The following is a 21693-nucleotide window of genomic DNA, read 5'->3' as shown; positions in this document are numbered from 1 at the left end:
CACGCCTCCACCACAGTTCCACCACGCTCCCGCCGAGCGTCCATGACGGCACAAGACACTCATACGACCGCTGACAGGTGTACGTCGATGAAGCGCCGCGCCCTCCTCTCGACGGTCGCCGGCTCGGCCCTCGGGCTCGTCGGCGGCTGTCTCGGCGACTCGGACGAGTCGGTCGAGACTCCCGCGAACCCACAGACGACCACGGCGACGACTGACTCGCCGACTGATTCGACGACCGAGACGGACACGTCGGAACCGGAGCCGGACTCCAGCATCGGCCTCTCGGTCGTCAACGAGGACGACGAGTCACACACGCTGTCGGTCCGAGTGACCGACGGCGACGAGACGCACTTCGACGGTTCGTTCGACATCGGAGCGGGACCCGGCCGCGGGCGGAGTGTCGAGAACGACCTCGTCGGTGAGGGTTCCTTCCGCGTCGTCGCGGAACTCGAAACGGGTGCGACGCTCGACTACGAGTGGACGGTCACAGACGAGGCGCGCCACCTCGAACTCGTCGTCACGTCCGACGCCGTCCTCGAACCGCGGCAGCGCGTGACGCCGGACCTCGACGACGCCGACCTCCCGTACTCGTTTCCGGACACGACGGACATCTTCGCGCCGCCGACCGCGAAGATTCGAAACCGGAGCGACGACGACGTTCGGCTCACCGTCGCCATCGAACACGACGGGACTCGCTTTTTCGAACACGCCTTCGACGCGGCGACCGACCGAGAGATTTCGACGCCGGCGCTCGTGAAGTCCCACGGCACTTACGAGGTGTTCGTAGAGGCCGAAGACGGACGCACCGTGGCCCACGAGTGGCACATCCCGGAGAAGTGGGCGTGGCCGACGCTCGCGGTCCTCGTCGCGGAAGACGGTTCGATCCGAGTCGGCTGTGCGTGGCCGAAACGGGCCTCAGTTCACGTGAAAAACGAGGGTGAGACGGAACGCGACGTGACCCTGACGCTCCTCCGACCCGACGCCGGGGACGCCGGTGGTGGCGACTCGGACGCTGACGGGACCGGCTCCGAGGACGCGGTCGTCTCGGAGACGACGCAGACCGTCCCACCCGGCGAGTCGAACGTCGCGTTCGACGTTCCAATCGGCGACAAGTACCAGTTGACCATCGAGACGCCCGTGGGGTCGGAGACGGTCGCCTACGCGGCGTGTTACTGCTGGAACACGAACACGACGGTGACGCTCGATGGCGGACTCTCTGTCGAGTCGTTCCAGTACGTCTGCGACTGACGACCGAAAAATACCGCGGCCGCCCGACGGCGGTACGGACTATCCGCCGAGGAAGTCCTGCCGGACCTGTTCGTCTTCGAGAAGCGCGGTGCCGGTGTCCATGTAGCGGTTCTGTCCGTTGGCGAGGACGTAGCCGCGGTCGCAGCGCCGGAGCGCCTCCTTCGCGTTCTGTTCGACCATCAGGATGGCCGTGCCGGCCTCGTTAATCTCGTCGATTTTGTCGAACATCTCCTTGACGAGGTCGGGTGCGAGGCCCGCCGAGGGCTCGTCCAAGAGCAGTAGGTCGGGTTCGAGCATGAGCGCGCGACCCATCGCGAGCATCTGCTGTTGCCCGCCGGACATGGTACCCGCCTTCTGGTCTTTCCGCTCTCTGAGGATGGGGAACCGCTCGTAGACCGCCTCCATGGCGTCCTGTGGCACCTCGTCGAGGATGTACGCGCCCATCTCGAGGTTCTCCTCGACCGTCAGCGTCGGGAAGATGTTGTCGTTCTGCGGGACGTAGCCGATGCCGACGTGGATGATGTCTTCGGGTCGACGCCCGGTGATATCCTCGTCTTTGAACTGGACCGTTCCGCCCATGTGGGCGGTCAGGCCGAAGACCGACTTCATCGTCGTCGACTTGCCGGCCCCGTTCGGCCCGACGATGGTGACGTACTCGCCGTCGAACACGTCCATGTCGACGTCGGTGAGAATCTGGAGGTCGCCGTAGCCGGCGTCGAGGTCGCGGACGCGAAGGAGCACGTCGTCGCGTCCTTCGACGCCCGCACCGCTCGTCGCGTCGGTGTTGGCGTCGACGCTCATACGTTGCCCCCGAGGTAGGCCTCGATGACCTCTTCGTTGCTCCGAATCTCGTCCGGCGTCCCCTCCGTGAGCACCGAGCCCTGGTGGAGGACGATGACGTGTTCACAGTTGTTCATGATGAGGTCCATGTCGTGTTCGACGAGCAGGAACGTGTAGCCCTGCTCGCGGAGTTCGTGTACGTGTTCGAGCAGTTTCTTCTCCAGTGTGGGGTTGACCCCGGCGAACGGCTCGTCCAAGAGCAGCATGTCTGGGTCGGTCAGAAGCGCCCGCGCCATCTCGAGAAGCTTGCGCTGCCCGCCGGAGAGGTTACCCGCGTACTCCTCTGCGATGTGGGCGATGTCGAAGAAGTCGAGCACCTCCCAGACGCGTTCGAGCAGTTCCTCTTCCTGTTCGCGGACGTCGTCGCGGACGCCCGGCATGACGGAGCGCCACAGCGTCTCGCCGCGCTGGTGTTTCGGCGCCAGCATCATGTTCTCGAGGACGGTCATCTCGCTCAGTTCGCGGGCGATCTGGAACGTCCGAACCATCCCCCGATTGGCGATTTCGTGCGGCTCCTCGCCGGTAATGTCCTCGCCGTTGAACGTGACCGTGCCGGCGTCGGGCTTGAGCATGCCCGTGATGAGGTTGAACGTCGTCGACTTGCCGGCCCCGTTGGGGCCGATGAGACCCGTGAGCGACCCGGCTTCGACCTCGAAGCTGGCCCCGTCGACGGCGGTGATGCCACCGAAGGACTTCTCCAGACCTTCGACCTGAAGCGGGTAGTCGACCGACGTTTCGACGCCGGAGGCGAACGCGCCGAGCGCCCCTTCGTCGACCTTGTTTGCTACGTCTTCGACCGGCTGGTCCGCGGCGTCACTCATCGGTCTCACCTCCCTGAGCCGGGGAATCGACGCCGCCGTCGGTGCGGACCGAGTCGTCGCTGCCGCCGTCGGCGGCCATCGACTTCGGCCGCGACAGCGGGATGACGGACGCCGTCTCCTTGCGGTAGCCGAGCATCCCCTCCGGCCGGTTGTGCATCAGCCAGATGAGCACGAGCCCCATCACGACCAGTTGGAGCTGCCGGATGCTGTCGACCGTGTACAGGAGGAACGGCACGGGGTCGAACTGCGAGATGAGCGGCGAGATGGCCTGCCCGAAGCCGGACGGCGAGTCGAGGTTGGGGAACACCGCCGACACGAGGTTCTGGAAGTACCGCGGCCCCTGGTAGAGCACCGCCGCGAAGACGGCGCCGCCGAGGACGCTCCCCGTGTTCGAACCGGCCCCGCCGATGATGAGTGCGATCCAGACAAAGAACGTCACGCGCGGGCGGAAGAAGTTCGGGGTCACCGCGCCCTGCGGGACGAGCCAGAGGATGCCGGCGAGCCCCATGAGCGCACAGCCGAGCATGAACGACTTGATTTTGAACCGGTCGGTGTTCTTTCCGAGGGCGTTCGCGACGTCCTCGTCCTCGCGGATGGCCTTCAGCACGCGACCGAACGGCGATTCGCCGGTGCGCTTGAGAAGCCAGTAGAACGCCGCGACGAACCCGAGGAGCAACAGCCCGTAGACGAGGCCGTCGACGACTGGCTTGGGGTTCCTCGGCACGAGGACTTGGAAGGCATCGACGAAGCCGAGATACCCGTTCCAGAGACCGACGCCGCGAAGCAGCGCCTCCAGCGGCGGAGCGAAGTCGAGGATGAGACCCGACCCGCCGCCGAATCCGACGCGGTTACCGAACAGCTGGAACTGCTGGAGTTCGCCCGAGAGGAAGCTGAACCGGACGATTTCCGACATGGCGATGGTGACGATAGCCAAGTAGTCCGCCCGCAACCGGAGCGCCGGGAGCGCAACCACGAGTCCCAAGAGCGCGGCCGCGAGCATCCCAGCGAGGATGCCGACCCAAAGCGGCAGGCCGAGGCCGCCGACCTGCGCTGCGCCGCCGGCGACGTACGTCGGCTTCGTCACGATGGCCGTGACGTAGACGCCGACGGCCATGAAGCCGACAATACCGATGTTGAACAGCCCGGTGTACCCCCAATGGAGGTTGAGCGCGAGCGACAGCATGGCGAAGACGCCGATGTAGAACGTCAGCGTCGCGATGGAGTTGAGCTGTCCGCGGAGCGTGTATCCGAGGACGAGCCCCGCGAGGACGTACGCGAGGTACGTCGCGAGGAGAACCAGCACGATGAGGCCCGCGTCGCCGCCCGGGATGCGGGCGGTAAAGTCGTCGCGGACGCTCATGCGGTCGCCCTCCCGCTGAACAGCCCGGACGGTTTCACGAGGAGGATGACAATCATGACGACGAAGGCCGCGGCCCGCGAGAACGCCGAGGGAATCCACAGGACCGACATCGACGCCGTCAGTCCGATGACGAGGCCACCGGCGATGGCCCCGTAGATGGAGCCGATGCCACCGAGGATGACCGCGGCGAAGATGAGAAGCAAGAGGAGCCACCCGTCGTTGAACCCGAGCGTCCCTTTCCAGAGGATGAACATGTACCCCGCGACGCCGGTCAGCCCGCCGCCGATAATCCACGTCGCGCGGACGACGCGCTCGGTCGAGATGCCGGTGATGAGCGCGAGGTCCTTGTTGTCGGCCATCGCGCGCATCGCCTTCCCGAGTTTCGTCCGCTGTAAGAGGACGTGGACGCCGAGCATCAAGGCCGAGGCGACCACGAGAAGCGTGATGTCGTGGGCGTTGATGAAGACCGTACCATCGATGAAGTACAGCGACACCGACGGCGGCTGAGCGGTCGTCCCGCGCACGTCAGAGCCGAAGACGAACTGCATCAGGTAACGCAGCGCGAACGCGACGCCGATACTCGTGATGAGAAGGGTGATGCCGTCCTCGTTCCGAATCGGTTTGAAGATGGTGCGGTCGACCGCGAGCGACAGCGCGATAGCGAACGCGCCGGAGACGACGATGCCGGCGACGACCGCGAGCGGCGTCGAGAGCATCCCGATGCCGAGCGTCCCGCCGTAGACCGACCCCCCGGCCCCGACGAGCAGGAGCGCGCCGATGTCGGCGCGTCCGAGTCCGGCGATGAGGTACGTCGTTGCCCACCCCGAGAAGGCCCCCGCTGTGATGTAGTCGCCGTGCGAGAAATTAGCGAAGTTTAGAATACTGTACGTCATCGACAACCCGATGCCCGCGAGGCCGATTACGAGCCCCCGCATCAGACCATCCCAGACCAGCGTGCCAATGTCGGCAAACTGCGTCTGCCCTGTTGCTAACCCGCGAAGCAAGTCACCGAGAAGTATGACTACGATGACCGCCAAGACGAGCGCGAACGGACGCTCGATGGCGAACTGCCTGCCACGGGAGTAGGTTTCGGCAATACCCATTGATAACTATCCTCATGATATGTGCGGACGATAAACATAGATAAATCTTTCTTCATCGGTCGTCTTTACTGACCCCGCTCGGCACCCCGCAGGGCCGCGATTACCCGATCTCGGTCCGAATCGCCGACACTTAAATGCGGATAGAGCCCCGACAGGACCCATGCGCGTCAGTTCGGCGGCGTTTTCCGACCTCGACGACCTCGCCGACCTGTGGGTGGAACTTGCCGCGGACCAGCGGGCGTTCGGGTCGCACCTCCGCGCCGACGCCAACCGAACGCCGATACGGGAGGCGCTGGCGCGACACGTCGCCGCCGACGGCGTGCTCGTCGCCCGCGAGGGACAGGAGAACGACGCGACCGGAGCGGCCGGCGGAGGCGACGGAGGCGGCACGGAGGACGTGGGAGACGCAGAGACGGGCGGCATCGTCGGCTTCGTCATGTTCGACATCGAAGCGGGGGCGTACGAGCAGGACGCGACCCGCGGGATGATTCGGAACCTGTTCGTCCGCCCGGTGTACCGAGACGCCGGGGTCGGCGCGCGGCTACTAGCGGCGGCGGAGGCCGCACTCGGAGAGGCCGGCGCTGATACCGTCGCGCTGGACGTGCTGGCGGACAACGACGCCGCCCGTCGGTTCTATCGGCGGCACGGCTACCAGCCGCACCGCGTCGAACTGGAGAAATCGATGCGAAACGATACACACTCAAAGGAGGACCGGTAATCGACAGACGCGCCAGGAGAGCATGGGCGGTTCATGCACTCGACTTGTAATCGAGACTTCGTGGGTTCAAATCCCACTCCTGGCTTCCTTCGCCGGTTCGACTGTTTTCTGCGCTCCCGCACGTCTCCCCGTTCCCTCGTCGCGAGCCGGAGCCGCGCCCGCGGTTCGTCGAGACGGGTTCAGTTCCGCCTCGCCGGCGGCCGGACCCGAATGAGGAGAAGCGACCCCGGCACGCCGAGGACGAGCGCCCGAAACGGATTATGCTTGATGATAACGTCGGGGTCAAGCGGCTCCGACTGGAGGTCGGTGATGCGGATGCACGAGTAGTAGACCGTGACGTGAGTGAGCACGTACGCGAACGCCGCGGGGACGACGACCGGATACCGGATGCCGCTCATCGCGAGGCCCTCGAACGCGAGGGCGGTGAGCGCCGAGATGAACAGGAGGTTTCCCAGTTGGAGCGTGACACCGGTCAGCGCCGTTATCGCGGTGTCGAACAGGGACGCGCCGTAGGGCGTGTACGTGAGCGCAGTGACGACTGCCACCGCTCCGAGAAAGAGCCCGGCGAACAACCCAGACAACGCGTACACGAACTCCATTGGAGGACCGTTACGGGACCGACGGAGGCGATGAATTTAGTTCTACCTCCCTCGTTATCGTGGTCGAAAATCAGAAATCCGTCGAGTGCGGCGGGGACGCGGCGTCGAGACGGGATTTTATCTTTATCCGGAACGTCGTGTTCGGTATGAACGCGACCGACCAATTCATGCTCGCCGTGACGCTTCTCATCTTCGCGCTCCTCGTTGTCGGCCTCCTTCTCGCACTCGTCTAGGGAGAAAACTTATGTGATATTCATGGAGGATACTAGAAACCATGCCGGAATGTCAGAACTGTGGTTCGTTCGTGACGCCCGCATACGCCCGAGTCTTCACTCCCGATGGCATGGAGAATCCGCGCGTCTGCCCGAACTGCGAGGATATGGTCCGCGACGGCGCACAGGTACGGGCGGCGCGGTCGCCGAGAAATCACTGACTCGCCGAGCCGTCACTGAGCGACGTGGTAGCGTTCGGCGTCCTGTCGAACGAAGCCGCGCTTCGACAGCGTACTGAGGATGCTGTAGAGGGCGATTTTCTTCATCTCCAGCCCGTTCTGCAGGTCGGTGATGGACGCGCCGTCGTGTGTGGTGAGATAGAGGTACACGAGCTTGGCCGAGGGCGATTCGAGTTCGCCGGGGACTTCGATGGTCGGAACCGTCTGTTGCATGGTCGTTGTCATCCTGTTTGCTTCGACGATAATAAAACTCTCTTACAACAATCGTCGAAGAACCGCGGGCGGGGGTGAGGCGTCAAACGTCCCGAATTCGAGAGAATCGTTGTATTCGTCACGAACGTACATCGGATAATTGTCGGTGTTCGACGCCCCCAACTTCGACTGTCGTCGAAGGGACCGGGTGGTGGACCACCGGATGGCGAGGCCCGGCGACCCGCGGTTCCGAGACGGAAGGGGCGGGAGTCGAACCACGCGAAGCCATTGAAAACCACCGGACCGACCGCGAGGGCCTGCGCCGGTGTGCTCTACCACTGAGCCACCCTTCCGGGCGGACGTAGGGTTCGAGCGGGCAAATAGCCGTTGGTGGGCCCCGGCCGCGGTCACGCGATTCGGCGCGCTGAGCGCGTCGGTGCGCCGCTCGGGGGGCGGCGTCGAAAGAAAGGGCGTCTGCGACTCGGACGAGTCGCGGTCGGCTCAGTAGCTCCGGACCTTCGGCTCGTACGTCTTGTCCTCGCCTTCGAGGATGACCGGCTTGTACCAGAGTTCCGGGCGGCCGTCGTTCCACGAGAGCATCGTGTGCTTGAGCCACTCCTCGTCGCGGCGCTCTTGGTACTCCTTGCGCCAGTGGGCACCGCGGAACTCGTTGCGCGCGAGCGCGCCGAGCGTGATGGCCTCCGCGATGTCGAGGATGTTGCGCGTCTCCAGCGTCTGGAGCAGGTCCGTGTTGAACGTCCGCGACTTGTCGGCCACGAACACGTCCTGATAGAGTTCGCGCGCCTCGCGGATGTCGCGGAGCGCGTCCTTGAGGGCCGACTCCTCACGGAAGACGTTCACGTTGCGCGTCATCGACTTCTGGACGCGCTCGCGAATCTCGGCCTGCTGGATGCCGTCTTCTCGCTCCAGGAGGGTGTCGATGGTCTCGCGCTCGTCTTCGACGGCGCGCTGGACGAGGTCCGCTCCGGAGACGGACGCGCCCGCGTCCGCCGCCGTGCCGCCGTCGGCGACGGCGTCCTCACCGATGCCCGCTTCGCCGAGTTCGACCGGCGACTCGACCTCGCCGAGCTCGTAGTCGCCGACCTTCCCGGTCGTGATTCTGGCTTCCTCCATGTCCTTGCCCGCGGCGTGGTGACCGGCGCGCTTGCCGAAGACGATGAGTTCGGGGAGCGCGTTGCCGCCGAGACGGTTGCCGCCGTGGACGGAGGCGCAGGCGCACTCGCCGGCCGCGTAGAGGCCGGAGATGCAGGTCTCGCCGTTCTCGTCGGTCTCGATGCCGCCCATCGCGTAGTGCTGGCCGGGCTTGACCGGCATCGGCGCGTCGAGGGGGTTGACGCCCTCGAAGTCCTCCGAGAGGTGGACGATGTTCTCGAGGCGGTCGATGATGCGCTCTTCGCCGAGGTGGCGCATGTCGAGGTGGACGTACTCGTCTTCGATACCGCGGCCCTCGTTGACCTCCGTGAGCTCGGCCCGGGAGACAACGTCGCGCGAGGCGAGTTCGCCGAGGTTGTTCGCGTAGCCGTACTCGAACATGAAGCGCTCGCCGTTCTCGTTGTAGAGGATGCCGCCCTCGCCGCGGACGCCCTCGGTGATGAGAACGCCCGTCGAGGGGAGCGTCGTCGGGTGGAACTGGATGAACTCCATGTCCTCCATCGGCGCGCCGGCGCGGTAGGCCATCGCGACGCCGTCGCCGGTGTTGGCGACCGCGTTCGTCGTGTGGTCGTAGACCTGTCCGAGGCCGCCGGTGGCGAGGATGACGCCGTTGCGGGCGCGGAAGCCCTCGACCTGCCCGGTCTGAACGTCGTAGGCGACGATGCCGTGGCAGTTCCGGTCCTCAGGCTTCTCCTCGTCGGAGACGGCCAACCGGGTCACGTGCCACTCGTCGTAGACCTTGATGCCGCGCTTGACGAGCTGCTCGTACATCGTGTGGAGCAGCTGGTGGCCCGTCTCCGCACCCGCGTAAGTGGTCCGTGGGAACGAGAGCCCACCGAACGGTCGCTGGCTGACGCGGCCGTCGTCGTCACGGGAGAACGCCATCCCCCAGTGTTCGAGTTTGATGGTCTCTTTCGGGCTGTCCTTACAGAGGGTCTCGGCCGCCGGCGCGTCGGCCAGATAGTCCGAGCCCTTCATCGTGTCGTACGCGTGGTCCTCCCACGAGTCGCCTTCGCGGAGCGCGGCGTTGATGCCGCCCTCCGCCGCGCCCGTGTGACTTCGGACCGGGTGGAGCTTCGACACGATGGCCACGTCGGCCCCTTCCTCGTGTGCCGCAATCGCCGCGCGCAGGCCCGCCCCGCCCGCGCCGACTACGATAACGTCGTGTTCGTACATGGTGTGTTTGGGTGTGTCGTAGGGTTGGTCGAACTTCAGGGTTTCACCGGGAAGTTCACCAGAACTTCAGGTTGTTCTTAATCGCCTCGCGCTTGAGTTCCTGGATGTGCTCCGTGAGAGGGATGTCCTTCGGGCACACCTCGGTACAGGAGAACTGGGTCTGACAGCGCCAGACGCCGTGTTCCTGTTCGAGGATTTCGAGGCGGCGCTGCTTCATGTCCTCGCCCTCGCGTTCGTCCATGGCGAAGCGGTAGGCCTTGTTGATGGCCGCGGGACCGAGATACTCGTTGTCGCCGGCGGCGATGTTACACGAGGACATACACGCGCTACACCAGATGCAGCGGGTGGACATCTTGACCTTCTCGCGGTTCTCGCGCGTCTGGCGCTGCTCGTCGAGTTCGTCGTCGGGAAGCGAGTTCGTCTGGAAGTACGGCTCGACCGACTCCATCTGGTCGTAGAAGTGCTCCATGTCGACGACGAGGTCCTTGACCACGTCGGCGTGCGGGAGCGGTTCGACCCGAATCGGCTCCGAGAGGTCCGACAGCTGGGTCTTACAGCCGAGTCGCTGTGACCCGTTGACGAACAGCGCGTCGGACCCGCAGATGGCCTGCCGGCAGGAGTGCCGGAAGGTAAGCGAGGAGTCGTAGTGGTCCCGCGCCCACATGAGCGCGTCGAGGACCGTCATCCCCTGCTTGTACGGGACGTGGAAGTCGTCGAAGCGGGGCTCCTGTTTCTCCGGCACCTCGGGGTCGTAGCGGAAGACCTTGAGGTGGAACGTGTCGTCCGCGGAGCGCGCCTTCTCGGCCGCCTCGGCCTCGCGCTGCTCTTGGACTCGCTCGGCGCGCTCGCGCTTTTTCGCGTCGCGCTTCTGCTTGCCGGCGGACGCCGTCTCCGTGGCCGATTCCTCTTCGACAGATTCGGGAACTTGCGTGCTCATTAGATGGGAACACCTCCGGCCCACTCGAGGGCCGTGCGGACGCCCTGCACGATGAGGAGGACGCTCGCGAGACCGAGAATCGCCTTGACCGCCGTCTTCCGGGTACCCGTGAGGCCCTGGTTGACGAGGGCGTTGTAGACGCCGTTGACCCCGTGGAACGTCGCGGTGACGAGGAACAGGATCATCAGCGAGAAGTACGTCAACTGCTCCATGCGCGCCTGTGAGAGGGCGAACGTCACTTCGTCGGCGTGGTTGACGAAGTGGAGCAGGAAGAAGTGGAACGCCAGCACCACGACGAGGAAGGCGGCGGTCAGCCGCTGCCAGAGCCACCGCCGGCCGCCGGGTTCGAAGGACGTGTATCGTTCTGCCATTAGATGCTCACCCCCGAGAGGAACGTGGGAACGCTCGCGACGACGATGACACCCGTGAGGATGAGCGACGCGTAGAAGCTCTTGTCCTGTGCTTCCAGCCCGACGCCCAGGTCGACGAACAGCAGTCGCAGTCCGTTGAGGATGTGAAACACCGCCACCGCGAGCAGCCCGACTTCCAGAATACGCACGACCAAGAGACTCTCCAGCGCCTGAATCGTGTTCGTGTACGCCGCCGCGCCCGAGAGGGCCGTCGACAACACGGCGATGTGGGTGAAGAGATAGCCCACAAGCACCCAGCCGGTGAACTTGTGGAATATCCAGGCCCACATGCCGGCCGAGAACTCCCGCCATCTGCTGAAGTCCTCGATGAGGCCCCGATTGTAAGACTGACTCATGCTCTTGTGAGTGTCGGGAAGGGGAGGGTATAGAACTTACGTGTATGGAGTTTCGTGAGGGTTGGCAAAAGTCGCCGGCCCCCGAATATCTCGGGGCGGGACGGCCGGTCTCAGAGCGTCGGCTCGGGGGTGCCGGACTGCTCGCGCTCGACGACGCGCCGCACCTTGTCTTTCAGTTCGACGAGATGGCAAAGCGGGTTCCCGGGGTAGACGACCGGATTCTCGAGGACGCCGACGAGCAGGCCCGTGAAGGGGGCGACGACGGTGACGTTGTCGTCCTTGAACGGGTTCGTAATCGTGCAGATGCGGTCGCCCTCGTGGACGAGCGCGCCGCGGTCGTGGTGCATGTCGACGATGCCGCCCGCGTCGGCGCGGAGCCACGTCTTCTCGTTTTCGTCCGAGATGACGGTCCGCCAGCCCGGCCAGTTGACCGTCGAGGTCTCTCGGAGGCCGTACTCGGCGAAGACGCTCTCGACGCCCGCGAGCGCCTCGTCGATGAGTTCGCGCTGGAAGCGGTGGGCCTCGCCCATCTCGACGGTGATAGCCGGCGTCCCGTTCGCCGACGACTCCGTTCGGAGCATCCCGCTGGACCCGGAACTGTCGATGATGACGTGCGAACCGAAGGCGTTGGCGAGTCGCGCGACCGCGGGGTCGGACATGTCCGCGCGGACGTGGAGCATGTTGGTCCGGCCCCGCGTCGACGTGTGGAAGTCGATGCCGAGGTCGCAGGGTGCGATGAAGTTCTGGTAGATGCGGTGGGCCATCCGCTTGGCCCCCGTGGAGGTCTCGGAGCCCGGGAACGACCGGTTCAGGTCGCGGTCGTAGATAGGGAGGTACCGCTGTTGGGCGAGGAACGCAGGGACGTTCATCACCGGCATGCAGACGAGCGTGCCCGCGAGGTCCGCGAGGTCCCACTCGTAGGCCACCTCGCGGACGACCTCGATACCGTTCAGTTCGTCGCCGTGGGCGGCGGCGGAGAGGAACACGGTCGGCCCCGGCTGCTCCCCGTTGATGATGGTGACGGGGATGCGAACCGGGTCGCCGAGATACGTCTCGGAGATGCCGTACCGGATGTCCTGTGTCTCGCCCGGCTCGACCTTCCCGCCGTTGTAGGTGAAGGCCTCGTTGTCGGCCATGTGATGCGATGGGAGGGCCGGGGTTATAAACGGTCGCGACGGACCGCCCGACGCCGCCCTCGCGGCCGCGAACCGCGGGCGGCCGGCTCTCGACCGTCATGTCTTTGAAACCGGGAGGATATCAACTGAGTATGTCCACCACAGACGACGCCGTGCGTGTCGGCGTGCTTTCTCTGCACAACAGTAAGGAGACGAAGGCAATCCTCAACGCGGTCGAAGACCTCGGTCACGAGCCGGTGTGGCTCCGTCGGGAGAACGCGGCGGTCAGCATCGAAGACGGCGAGGTGACAGTCGAGCCTGAGGTGGACATCATCGCGAACCGACTGCTCCTGTCGAACACCGAAGAGCCCGCCGAACTCCTCGGGCTGGCGACGACGTTCAACCGCATCCGGCCGATGCTCAACGAGCCGAACGCGGTCCTCGCGGCCATCCACAAGTTCGCCACCGCCGCGACGCTCGCCAACTGGAACATCCAGGTGCCCGACGCGCTGCTCGCGCTCTCGAACGACCGGCTGAACAAGGGCCGCGAGCGCTTCGGCGACGTCGGCGTCTACAAGTCGGCCATCGGCACCCACGGCGGCGGGACGTGGAAGGTCGACCTGACCGAGCCCGTGAACCCGAAGGTCGGTAACCGACAGGCGTTCCTGCAGAAGCTCATCGACCGCGACGGCGACCGCCACCGCGACCTGCGCGTCTACATCGTCGACGGCGAAATCATCGGTGCGATGTACCGCTACGCCCCGGACGGCGACTGGCGGACCAACGTCGCCCTCGGCGGCGACGTGCTCAACGCGACCGACGAGATGCCCGAGGAAGCGCGGGAAACTGCGCTCTACACGGCCGAAGTGATGGAGATGGACTACGTCGGCGTCGACCTCGTCGAGGGCGAAGACGGCTGGTTCGTCCTCGAAGCCAACCCGACGGCCGGCTTCAAGGGCCTGTATCAGGCGACGGGCAAGAGCCCCGCGCCGCACATCGCGAAGCTCGCAATCGAGCGCGCGGGCGGCGAGGTCGACGAGACGCGCGTCGAGGAACTCTCGGCGACGCTCGACGACTCCGTCCCCTCGTGTGCCCCCAACGAATCGCCCATCATCGACGGTGAAGCGCCCATCATCGGCTACATCGAGGAGGTCGTCGTCAACGGGACCAGCGGCTCCCAGCAGACCCTCGCCAAGTCCGACACCGGCGCGACCCGGACGAGCATCGACACGAGCCTCGCCGCCGAAATCGGCGCGGGGCCAATCAAGAGCATGACGCGCGTGAAGTCCGGGAGCCTCAAGGGCGGGAAGGCCCGCCCCGTGGTCGACCTCGTCATCGGTATCGGCGGCACCCAGCACACCGTGACCGCCAGCGTCGAAGACCGCTCGCACATGGACTACCCGCTGCTGCTCGGCCGCGACATCCTCGAACACTACCGCGTGGACGTGCGCCGCCGCGCCAACGCCGACCGCAACGACAGCGACGACGAGGAAGAAGAACTCCTCGAAGAGTAAGTCGGCCCGCCACACCACGGCCACCGGCGCGCTCGCCATCGGCGTGACGACCGACGGCCGCACCCGAGACACGCGCACTTTTCTCTTCGACGCCCCAACCACGAGTCGATGAGCGACGACGCCTACCGCGAACTCCGGGCGGATCCGCACCTCGGCGATGTGGTCGACGAACACGGCCCGCTCTCGCTCGACCCCGCCGACGACCCCTTCGAGCGACTGGTCGTCTCGATTGTCAACCAACAGCTCTCGACGACCGCGGCGGCGACGATTCGGGACCGCCTGTTCGACCACGTCGAAATCACCCCGGAAGGGATACTCGCCGCCGACGAGGACGTCCTGCGCGACTGCGGCCTCTCGAACCAGAAGGTCGGCTACGTCCGCAACGTCGCCGACGCGTTCCAAGACGGTCTGTCGGCCGAATCCCTCCGGGCGATGGACGACGACGAGGTGGTCGCGGCGCTCACCGAGATTCGCGGCGTCGGCGACTGGACCGCGAAGATGTTCCTCATCTTCGTGCTCGCCCGCGAGGACGTGTTCCCGGTCGAAGACCTCGGGATTCGACGCGGCATGGAACACGTCTTCGGGTTCGAACGTGACGCCGTCTCCCGCGGCGAGATGCGCGAACGCGCCGAGCGATGGGCCCCCTATCGAAGCTACGCCAGCCGGTATCTCTGGCGGTGTGTGGACTAACGCCGTCAGGGTGGAAAGCAACTGGGGGACGAATAATCGACAGACTGCGGCGATGTGTTCTGTCGATTGAATAAACGCCTGTTTCGTTTATATTTCATGCGAGGGAAACGTTGAAACCGCCGCGCACTATAACGTTCGTCCATGAACGTAGATGACGTCACCAGTATCACCGTTCTCGGAGCGGGCAACATGGGCCACGGCATCGCGGAGGTCGCGGCCCTCGCCGGCTACGACGTCGTGCTGCGCGACATCAAAGACGAGTTCGTTCAGAAGGGCTACGACCAAATCGAGTGGTCGCTGAACAAACTCGCCGAGAAGGACCGACTGTCGCAGGACGACGCCGACGCCGCGCTCGCCCGCGTCTCGACCGCAGTGGACCTCGGCGAGGCCGTCGCCGACGCCGACGTCGTCATCGAGGCCGTCCCCGAGAAGATGTCCATCAAAAAGGAGGTGTACACCGAGCTGGAGGAACACGCACCCGACAACACGGTGTTCGCCACCAACACCTCCAGTCTCTCTATCACCGAACTCTCCGAAGTGACGGAGCGACCCGAGCGCTTCTGCGGAATGCACTTTTTCAACCCGCCGGTCCGCATGGACCTCGTCGAGGTCATCTCCGGCGCACACACCGCCGACGAGACGCTCGAACTCGTCGAGGACCTCGCCGAGGCGATGGGCAAGACGCCCGTCCGCGTCCGCAAGGACAGCCCTGGTTTCATCGTGAACCGCATCCTTGTCCCCCTGATGAACGAGGCCGCGTGGATCGTCCACTCCGGCGACGCGACGATGGCCGAAGTCGACTCCACGACGAAGTACGACATGGGCCTCCCGATGGGGAGCTTCGAACTCGCCGACTACGTCGGCATCGACGTGGGCTATCACGTCCTCGAATACATGCACGAGGTGCTCGGCGACGCCTACGAACCCTGTCCGCTTCTCTCCGAGAAGGTCGAGGAGGGCGACCTCGGCCAAAAGACCGGCAAGGGCTTCTACGACTACGAAGACGGCGAGGGCGCCGAGGTCCCCCACGACGAGGGGAGCGAAGCGGTCAGGAACCGCCTGCTCGGCGTCATGGCGAACGAGGTCGCCGGCCTCGTCGGCAACGACGTGGCCGACCCGGCCGCCATCGACCGCGCGGTCAAACTGGGCGGGCGCTTCCCCGACGGCCCGGCGAAGATGGCCGACAACGCAGGCATCGCAACCCTCGTCGGCGCGCTCGACAACCTCCACGACGAGACCGGTGAGGAGCGCTACGAGGCCGTGCAGTACCTCCGCGACCTCGCCCAGTCCGGCGAGGGCTTCTACGGCGGCGAGGAGGAATCCGACGAGGCTCCCGCGTTCGACGACATCTCTGTCGAGGTGCGCGACGGCATCGGCCACATCACCCTCGACCGCCCGCACCGCCTCAACACCATCAGCATCGAACTGATGGACGAACTCTCCGAAGCGCTCGACGACCTCGCCGAGGACGACGAGGTCCGCGCCGTGCTCCTCACGGGGGCCGGCGACCGCGCGTTCTCCGCCGGGGCCGACGTGACGAGCATCGCCGCGGGCGGCGGCGACGCCGTCTCGGGCGTCGAAATCTCCCGGAAGGGCCAACAGACGTTCGGAAAGCTCGAAGAACTCGACAAGCCGGTCATCGCCGGCATCGACGGCTTCTGTCTCGGCGGCGGGATGGAACTCGCCATGTGCGCCGACCTCCGAATCGCCACGGAGCGGTCCGAACTCGGCCAGCCAGAGCACAACCTCGGGCTCCTCCCCGGCTGGGGCGGTACGGTCCGCCTCCAGCGCATCGTCGGCACCGGCCGCGCGAAGGAGATTATCTTCAGCGCCGACCGCTACGACGCCGAGACGATGGCTGACTACGGCTTCATCAACGAGGTCGTCGAGAACGACGACTTCGAAGAACAGGCCTTCGAGTACGCGAAGCGGTTCGCACAGGGCCCGCCGGTCGCCCAGCGCTATACCAAGCGCGCCATGCACAACGGCTGGGAAGACACCGACTCCGGGCTGGAAGTCGAAGCACAGGCGTTCGGCCTGCTGTTTACCACCTCGGATCTGATGGAGGGCATCGCAGCCTTCACGAGCGACCGCGACCCCGAGTTCACGGGCGAGTAAGCCGCCGTCGTGGGTGGGTTCCTCTCACTCACCCACGATGGAACGCAACGCTTAAAATAGTCCAACGACCACTCGTGAATGCAGACGCTCGGTTGGTGTAGTCCGGCCAATCATCTTGGCCTTTCGAGCCGAGGACCAGGGTTCAAATCCCTGACCGAGCACTTCTGTCGAACACAAATCTCCGAGAGACCTCCGTGTCTCTCAGTCTTGTGAGACTGGATGCACGACGGAGGATTTGAAACAGGGAGCGAACAGAGTGAGCGACTGAGGTTCAAATCCCCTCCCGAGCACTTCTGTCGAACACAAACCCCCGAGAGACCTCCGTGTCTCTCGGTCTTGTGAGACTGAATGCACGACGGGGGATTTGAAGCAGGGAGCGAACAGCGTGAGCGACTGAGGTTCAAATCCCCTCCCGAGCACTTCTCTCAACCCCGGCCGACTCGACTCCCGCCCACAGCAGTTAGCTTACACGTTTTTAACGATAGCAATTAAACTATACACGAGAGAATGGAACACGGACGTTCAGGGGTTCGATGATGCTCGAAGAGTTCGTCTCGCAAATCGACCCCGTCGTGGTCCGCCTGTTCGTCGCGGCGGCGTTGGGGATGTTCCTCGGGTTGGAGCGCGAGCGGTCGAAAAAGAGCGCCGGCGTGCGGACGTTCACGCTGACGAGCCTCCTCGGGGGCGTCGCCGTCGCGGTCGGGAGCGACATCCTCCTCGCAGTCGGCGGATTGTTGGTCGTCACGCAAGCGGTGTTGCTCGGGGGTCGCGGACTCGTCGAACGCGGGTCGCGCGAAAGCGAGGACGACCGAACCGAGTCGCAACTTGACTTCGACGCGGACGCTGACGCCGAAGCCAGCGACGGCCGCCGCGGTGACACTGAGGCCGCGCGGTTGGACGACCTCGGGGTGAGCCTCTCGCTCACCACGTCTACGTCGCTGTTAGTCGCCTACGCGGTCGGTGCGGCGGTGGTGAGCGGCTTCGTCATCGAGGGCGTCGTCGTCGCGCTCACGTCGTCGCTCTTGTTGGTCCTGCGGCGCGAACTCCACGGGTTCGCCCGGCGACTCACGACCGACGAGGTTCGGAGTGCCGTTGAGTTCGCCATCATCGCGTTCGTTGTCTACCCGTTGCTCACCGAGGGGCGAATCGGCCCCTGGGACGCCGTCAACCCCCGGACAGTCTGGTTGCTCGTCGTCGCGGTGAGCGCAATCGGCTTCGTCAACTACGTCATCATCCGGCGGTACGGCGAACGCGGCATCGCCATCACGGGCTTTTTCGGCGGGCTGGTGAACTCGACGGCCGTCATCGGCGAGATAGCCGGCCGGACCAGCCGGAACCCGTCGATTCGACCGCTCGCGGCCGGCGCGATTCTGATGGCCGACGCGGCGATGGCGCTCCGAAACCTCTCGCTCGTCGTCGTGTTCGTTCCGGAACTCGCGGTCGAGGTGGGGGTTCCCCTCGGACTCATCGCACTCGTGGGGATGAGCTACGCGCTGCACTCTCGCGAGTGGGGCGTCGACCTCGACGTGGCGTTCGAGTCGCCGTTCAGCCTCGAAAGCGCCCTCCGGTTCGGCGTGTTCTTCCTCCTCGTGTTGCTCGCCTCCGCGGCCGCACAGGAGTACTTCGGCGCGACCGGGTTCATCGTGACGAGTTTCATCGGCGGACTCGTGTCGAGCGGGTCGGTCGTCACGACCACCGTCACGCTCTACGGCGGCGGCAACATCAGTGGAACGACTGCCGTCGTCGGCGTCCTCGCCGGAACCGCCGCGAGCATCGGGGTCAAGGTCGCGCTTGCGACGAGCGTTGACCGCGAACTCTTCGGCCCGGTGGCCCGCCGAAGCGCGCTCCTCGTGGCCGCCGGCGTCGTCGGCGTCGTCATCGTCGTCTTTCGGCCGTGAGACGGGTGGTACGGAGCCCCGCGCCCGCGGAATCACCGCAACCGACACAACAGTCAGCGACACAACATTGATAACACCGTGCCGCGGCAATCAAATCGCACTGGTTCGGCGCGTAGCCCGTGACCGAACGACCCACGAAGAGTCGCCCGTCGGTCGTCCCCCGACGGGCGAGGGTCATTCCGCGTATCCGACGCTTCTGAGCGACTGCACTCGTCTAACTCGAGCGCCGAGCCGATGGCTTGAGGTTCACCGCCGTCTATCGTGGCTCCACGTCCAACAAGCGATGATACGCGACCCGACCCGACGAGACGGTGGTGCCGAACCGCACGCGGAGCGACAGCAGGTGAACGTGGTGCCGAACCGGACGAGAAACACCCATAGGAGCGCCTGACCGTGTCGGCCACGACGCGCGCCGCACTCGCCGCCGGAACGCTCGTCGCCCTCGCCGCGACGAGCGGGAGCCTCTACTTCAGCCTCGGCCTCGGACTGACGCCCTGCGACCTCTGTTGGTACCAGCGCATCCTGATGTACCCGCTCGTCGTGGTGCTCGGGGTCGCCGCGATCGAGGACCGACCCGGCGTCTGGAAGTCGGTGCTCCCCCTCTCGCTGGGTGGGCTCGCTCTCTCGGGCTACCACTCGTACCTGCAGGTCGCCCCGGGTGCGACCTGTACCGTCGGCGGCCCGTGTACGTCCATCCAGTATTCCATGCTCGGCGGCCTCCTGACGATTCCGCGACTCGCGTTCATCGGATTCGCGCTCGTGACGGTCCTCGCGCTCGCCGCCGCCCGCCTCGGCGGGTCGGCCGACGACGCGTGGGGGATGTAATCGCGGCTACTCGCTCGAACCGCCGAGTTCGACCATCGGTTCGGGGTAGTTCACGCCCAACTCGACCCCGTAGGTCGCCTGTTCTTCGTCGCTGAGTTTCCACGGTTCGTGGGCGTACTCGGCGGGCAAGGCGTCGAGTTCGGGGAGCCACGTCTTCACGTACTCGGCGTCCTCGTCGTAGCGGTTCGCCTGCCAGCGCACGTCGAACGAGCGGTCCCGCGAGTCGTTGCCGACGCCCGCGATGTAGGCCCAGTTGCCGTAGTTCGACGCGGGGTCGTAGTCGACGAGTCGCGTCTCGAAGTACGCCGCGCCGCGTCGCCAGTCCAGTCTGAGGTCGTTGGCGAGGAACGACGCCGCGTTCTGCCGCCCGCGGTTCGACATGTACCCCGTCGCGTTCAACTCCCGCATGTTCGCGTCGACGAAGGGGATGCCCGTTTTCCCCGCCGCCCAGCGCTCGAACTGCGCGTCGTCGGCCCGCCAGTCGATGTCGGTCCGCTCCCGGATGCCCTCGCGGCGGAAGAAGTCGCTCCCGTGTTTGGCGAACTGGAACTGGAAGAAGTCGCGCCAGCGGAGTTCGAAGACGAGCCAGTACGTCGAATCGTTTGCGACCCGCCGGTCCTCGTAGCGGTCCACCTCGGCCTTGACGTACCGCGGCGAGAGACAGCCCTCGTTCAGCCACGGCGAGAACTTCGAGGAGTAGTCGGCGCCGAGCAGTCCGTTTCGCATCTGCTTGTACTCGCGGAGGTGGTCGCCCACCCAGATGTACGACTCCACGCGGTCGAGCGCGGCCGTCTCGCCGCCATCGAAAGGGAGGACGCCGCGTTCGTCCGGGGCGCTCTGGGACTCGGCATCCGGGTTCCCGACGAGGTCGGAAACCGCGGGGAGGTCGCCCGCGTCGGGCGTGTCTCCGGGAAGCGGCGGGACGGTCGGTTCGAGAAGCGGGTCGCGACCGGCGGGGTCGCTGCCCACACCTACATCTCCCTGTTCGGTGCTTTCGGCGGCCGATTCGACCGCCTTCCGGAACGTCGTGTAGGTGTCTGGGAGTTCCGAGAGCGCCATCGGGAGGTCGTCGAGGTGGGTGAGCGTGTGGCCCCAGAAGCGACGGAGTTCGACGCCGCCGTCTCGAAGCGCTCGCTCGACCGCCGACTCGACGCTCGACTCCTCGGGGGTCGGTCGCGTGTGGACCGTCACGAAGTCGGCGTCAACGGTCGCCGCCAGCTCCGGGAGGACGGATTCGGGCCTCCCCTCACGAACGACGAGGTCGCTCCCGCGGTCGCGGAGCGACGATCGCAGGTCGGACAGCGATTCGAGGCGGAAGCGAGCGCGGTGCGCGCCGGTCTTCTCGAAGTCGAAGGAGTCGGGGCCGCCGAACGGTCGGTCGCCGTACTCGCGGGGGTCCACGCAGTAGACGGGAACCACGCGGTCGGCGTCGCAGGCGGCCGCGAACGCCTCGTTGTCGTGCAGGCGGAGGTCGCGGCGGAACCACGCGAGCGAAGTTGGCTCGGACATCGTCGGCGGCGCTTAGGATGGGGGTGACTTGAGTCGAACGGCGGATTCGGGGTGACACAATAGGTCGACACCCGGCCGCGCCGCCCGACCTACGTCCGGCTTCGCGTCTGCAACCGGAGTTCCGCGCCGGCGACGACGGCGACGACGGTGAGCGCGAGTCCGGCGACGAGCCGCGGGTCCACGCGGTCGATGACGGGGACGCCCATCCAGCCGGCGAAGAGGAGCGCGAGTCCGGCCAGACAGGTCGCAAGCGTCAGGAGCGCGAGGGGGGCCTGCGTCGGTTCGGCGGCGGCCAAGAAGTGGTCAAGCTCCGCCGCGCTCGACCCGAGCGAGACGGTCTTCGCCCGCGAGTCGTACGCGACGATGCTGAGTGAGTCGAGTTTAGGGAGGTGAGTCTGGTGAAGCGAGATGTAGACGCTCTGGCGAACGTTCTTCGGGGGCGGCGACTCGCCGGACTCTATCTCGGCGATGTGCTCCGCGAGGTCGCCGACCGACTCCGGCCCGTCCCCGTCGCGCAGTCGTTCGAGTGCGAGCCGCCGCCGCTCGTTTCTGAGCACGTCGTGGATGTCGGCCTCATCGAGCGAGCCGTCCGCCTGCTCGCCGGAGACGGTCGGCGAGTCAGGCTCGGCCATCGCCCCGT

The 21693-nt window shown here is 65.8% G+C and carries 21 protein-coding genes and 3 tRNA genes; 10 read left to right on the top strand and 14 right to left on the bottom strand.

Annotated features, from left to right (window positions below; genetic code table 11):
• Window positions 1-87 precede the first annotated feature (87 nt).
• Window positions 88-1248 carry a hypothetical protein gene (locus AM590_RS15600; RefSeq protein ID WP_058828280.1) on the top strand — a complete coding sequence of 387 codons (1161 nt, stop codon included), beginning with the start codon at window positions 88-90 and terminating at the stop codon, window positions 1246-1248.
• Window positions 1249-1287: 39 nt separating this feature from the next.
• On the opposite strand, the gene AM590_RS15595 is transcribed toward AM590_RS15600, so the two are convergent.
• Genes AM590_RS15595 through AM590_RS15580 form a run of 4 tightly spaced genes read right to left on the bottom strand, consistent with a single transcriptional unit; the run spans window position 1288 to window position 5204 of the window.
• Window positions 1288-2049 carry an ABC transporter ATP-binding protein gene (locus tag AM590_RS15595; RefSeq protein ID WP_058828279.1) on the bottom strand — a complete coding sequence of 254 codons (762 nt, stop codon included), beginning with the start codon at window positions 2047-2049 and terminating at the stop codon, window positions 1288-1290.
• Window positions 2046-2909, bottom strand: coding sequence for an ABC transporter ATP-binding protein (locus AM590_RS15590; protein ID WP_042661757.1), 864 nt, complete (start codon window positions 2907-2909; stop codon window positions 2046-2048). Before AM590_RS15590 ends, AM590_RS15595 begins: the two co-directional genes overlap by 4 nt.
• Entirely contained in the window at window positions 2902-4269 is a 1368-nt protein-coding gene (locus AM590_RS15585) for a branched-chain amino acid ABC transporter permease (RefSeq protein WP_058828278.1), read from the bottom strand. The genes AM590_RS15590 and AM590_RS15585 overlap by 8 nt, the downstream gene beginning before the upstream one ends.
• On the bottom strand, window positions 4266-5204 hold the full coding sequence (locus AM590_RS15580; protein WP_172795825.1) for a branched-chain amino acid ABC transporter permease: 939 nt from the start codon (window positions 5202-5204) through the stop codon (window positions 4266-4268). Before AM590_RS15580 ends, AM590_RS15585 begins: the two co-directional genes overlap by 4 nt.
• 328 nt (window positions 5205-5532) lie before the next feature.
• Between AM590_RS15580 and AM590_RS15575 the strand changes: the two genes are divergently transcribed.
• Window positions 5533-6090, top strand: a complete 558-nt coding sequence (locus tag AM590_RS15575) for an N-acetyltransferase (protein WP_058828276.1) — start codon at window positions 5533-5535, stop codon at window positions 6088-6090.
• Between the two features lie 11 nt (window positions 6091-6101).
• Window positions 6102-6175 (top strand) — tRNA-Thr (locus AM590_RS15570).
• Window positions 6176-6269: 94 nt separating this feature from the next.
• Here the strand turns inward: AM590_RS15570 and AM590_RS15565 are convergent.
• Window positions 6270-6689 carry a hypothetical protein gene (locus tag AM590_RS15565; protein WP_004974462.1) on the bottom strand — a complete coding sequence of 140 codons (420 nt, stop codon included), beginning with the start codon at window positions 6687-6689 and terminating at the stop codon, window positions 6270-6272.
• A 59-nt stretch (window positions 6690-6748) separates the two neighbouring features.
• Between AM590_RS15565 and AM590_RS21020 the strand changes: the two genes are divergently transcribed.
• On the top strand, window positions 6749-6922 hold the full coding sequence (locus AM590_RS21020) for a hypothetical protein (RefSeq protein ID WP_157837697.1): 174 nt from the start codon (window positions 6749-6751) through the stop codon (window positions 6920-6922).
• A gap of 212 nt (window positions 6923-7134) precedes the next feature.
• Here AM590_RS21020 and AM590_RS15560 read toward each other — a convergent pair whose 3' ends face one another.
• The 7 genes from AM590_RS15560 to AM590_RS15535 all read right to left on the bottom strand — a co-directional run bounded on the left by AM590_RS15560 (window position 7135) and on the right by AM590_RS15535 (window position 12520).
• A complete protein-coding gene (locus tag AM590_RS15560) occupies window positions 7135-7353 on the bottom strand; it encodes a helix-turn-helix domain-containing protein (protein WP_008094913.1) in 219 nt (72 codons plus the stop codon).
• Between the two features lie 234 nt (window positions 7354-7587).
• Window positions 7588-7685, bottom strand: a tRNA-OTHER gene (locus tag AM590_RS20580).
• Between the two features lie 148 nt (window positions 7686-7833).
• The gene (locus tag AM590_RS15555) at window positions 7834-9681 is read right to left on the bottom strand and encodes an FAD-binding protein (protein ID WP_058828275.1); all 1848 of its coding nucleotides are present in this window, start codon (window positions 9679-9681) and stop codon (window positions 7834-7836) included.
• 55 nt (window positions 9682-9736) lie between these two features.
• A complete protein-coding gene (locus AM590_RS15550) occupies window positions 9737-10618 on the bottom strand; it encodes a succinate dehydrogenase/fumarate reductase iron-sulfur subunit (RefSeq protein ID WP_058828274.1) in 882 nt (293 codons plus the stop codon).
• Window positions 10618-10989 (bottom strand): succinate dehydrogenase hydrophobic membrane anchor subunit, encoded by a 372-nt coding sequence (locus tag AM590_RS15545; RefSeq protein ID WP_058828273.1) that lies wholly within the window; start codon window positions 10987-10989, stop codon window positions 10618-10620. The genes AM590_RS15550 and AM590_RS15545 overlap by 1 nt, the downstream gene beginning before the upstream one ends.
• Window positions 10989-11384 carry a succinate dehydrogenase, cytochrome b556 subunit gene (sdhC, locus tag AM590_RS15540; protein ID WP_004974453.1) on the bottom strand — a complete coding sequence of 132 codons (396 nt, stop codon included), beginning with the start codon at window positions 11382-11384 and terminating at the stop codon, window positions 10989-10991. Before sdhC ends, AM590_RS15545 begins: the two co-directional genes overlap by 1 nt.
• Window positions 11385-11494: 110 nt before the next feature.
• Entirely contained in the window at window positions 11495-12520 is a 1026-nt protein-coding gene (locus AM590_RS15535) for a succinylglutamate desuccinylase/aspartoacylase family protein (protein ID WP_058828272.1), read from the bottom strand.
• 131 nt (window positions 12521-12651) lie between these two features.
• Here AM590_RS15535 and AM590_RS15530 point away from each other — a divergent pair, with 131 nt between their 5' ends.
• From AM590_RS15530 to AM590_RS15505, 6 genes are all read left to right on the top strand, one after another.
• Complete coding sequence (locus tag AM590_RS15530) at window positions 12652-14013, top strand: RimK/LysX family protein (protein WP_058828271.1); 1362 nt, start codon at window positions 12652-12654, stop codon at window positions 14011-14013.
• Window positions 14014-14121: 108 nt separating this feature from the next.
• Window positions 14122-14703: a DNA-3-methyladenine glycosylase gene (locus AM590_RS15525; RefSeq protein WP_058828270.1), complete on the top strand. Its 582-nt coding sequence runs from the start codon at window positions 14122-14124 to the stop codon at window positions 14701-14703.
• Between the two features lie 141 nt (window positions 14704-14844).
• Window positions 14845-16821, top strand: a complete 1977-nt coding sequence (locus AM590_RS15520; protein ID WP_058828269.1) for a 3-hydroxyacyl-CoA dehydrogenase/enoyl-CoA hydratase family protein — start codon at window positions 14845-14847, stop codon at window positions 16819-16821.
• 86 nt (window positions 16822-16907) lie between these two features.
• Window positions 16908-16982: transfer RNA gene (locus AM590_RS15515), tRNA-Glu, on the top strand.
• Window positions 16983-17357: 375 nt separating this feature from the next.
• Complete coding sequence (locus tag AM590_RS15510; protein ID WP_058828388.1) at window positions 17358-18719, top strand: MgtC/SapB family protein; 1362 nt, start codon at window positions 17358-17360, stop codon at window positions 18717-18719.
• A gap of 393 nt (window positions 18720-19112) precedes the next feature.
• Window positions 19113-19544, top strand: coding sequence for a disulfide bond formation protein B (locus AM590_RS15505; RefSeq protein WP_058828268.1), 432 nt, complete (start codon window positions 19113-19115; stop codon window positions 19542-19544).
• Window positions 19545-19550: 6 nt separating this feature from the next.
• On the opposite strand, the gene AM590_RS15500 is transcribed toward AM590_RS15505, so the two are convergent.
• Complete coding sequence (locus AM590_RS15500; RefSeq protein ID WP_058828267.1) at window positions 19551-21053, bottom strand: DASH family cryptochrome; 1503 nt, start codon at window positions 21051-21053, stop codon at window positions 19551-19553.
• An 89-nt stretch (window positions 21054-21142) separates the two neighbouring features.
• Window positions 21143-21685 carry a hypothetical protein gene (locus AM590_RS15495; RefSeq protein WP_058828266.1) on the bottom strand — a complete coding sequence of 181 codons (543 nt, stop codon included), beginning with the start codon at window positions 21683-21685 and terminating at the stop codon, window positions 21143-21145.
• Window positions 21686-21693 lie beyond the last annotated feature (8 nt).

This window comes from Haloferax sp. Q22 (genome assembly GCF_001482285.1).
Lineage (GTDB): Archaea > Halobacteriota > Halobacteria > Halobacteriales > Haloferacaceae > Haloferax.
Note: the sequence above shows the minus strand (reverse complement) of the source record. Positions and strands in the feature narration are given on the sequence as shown.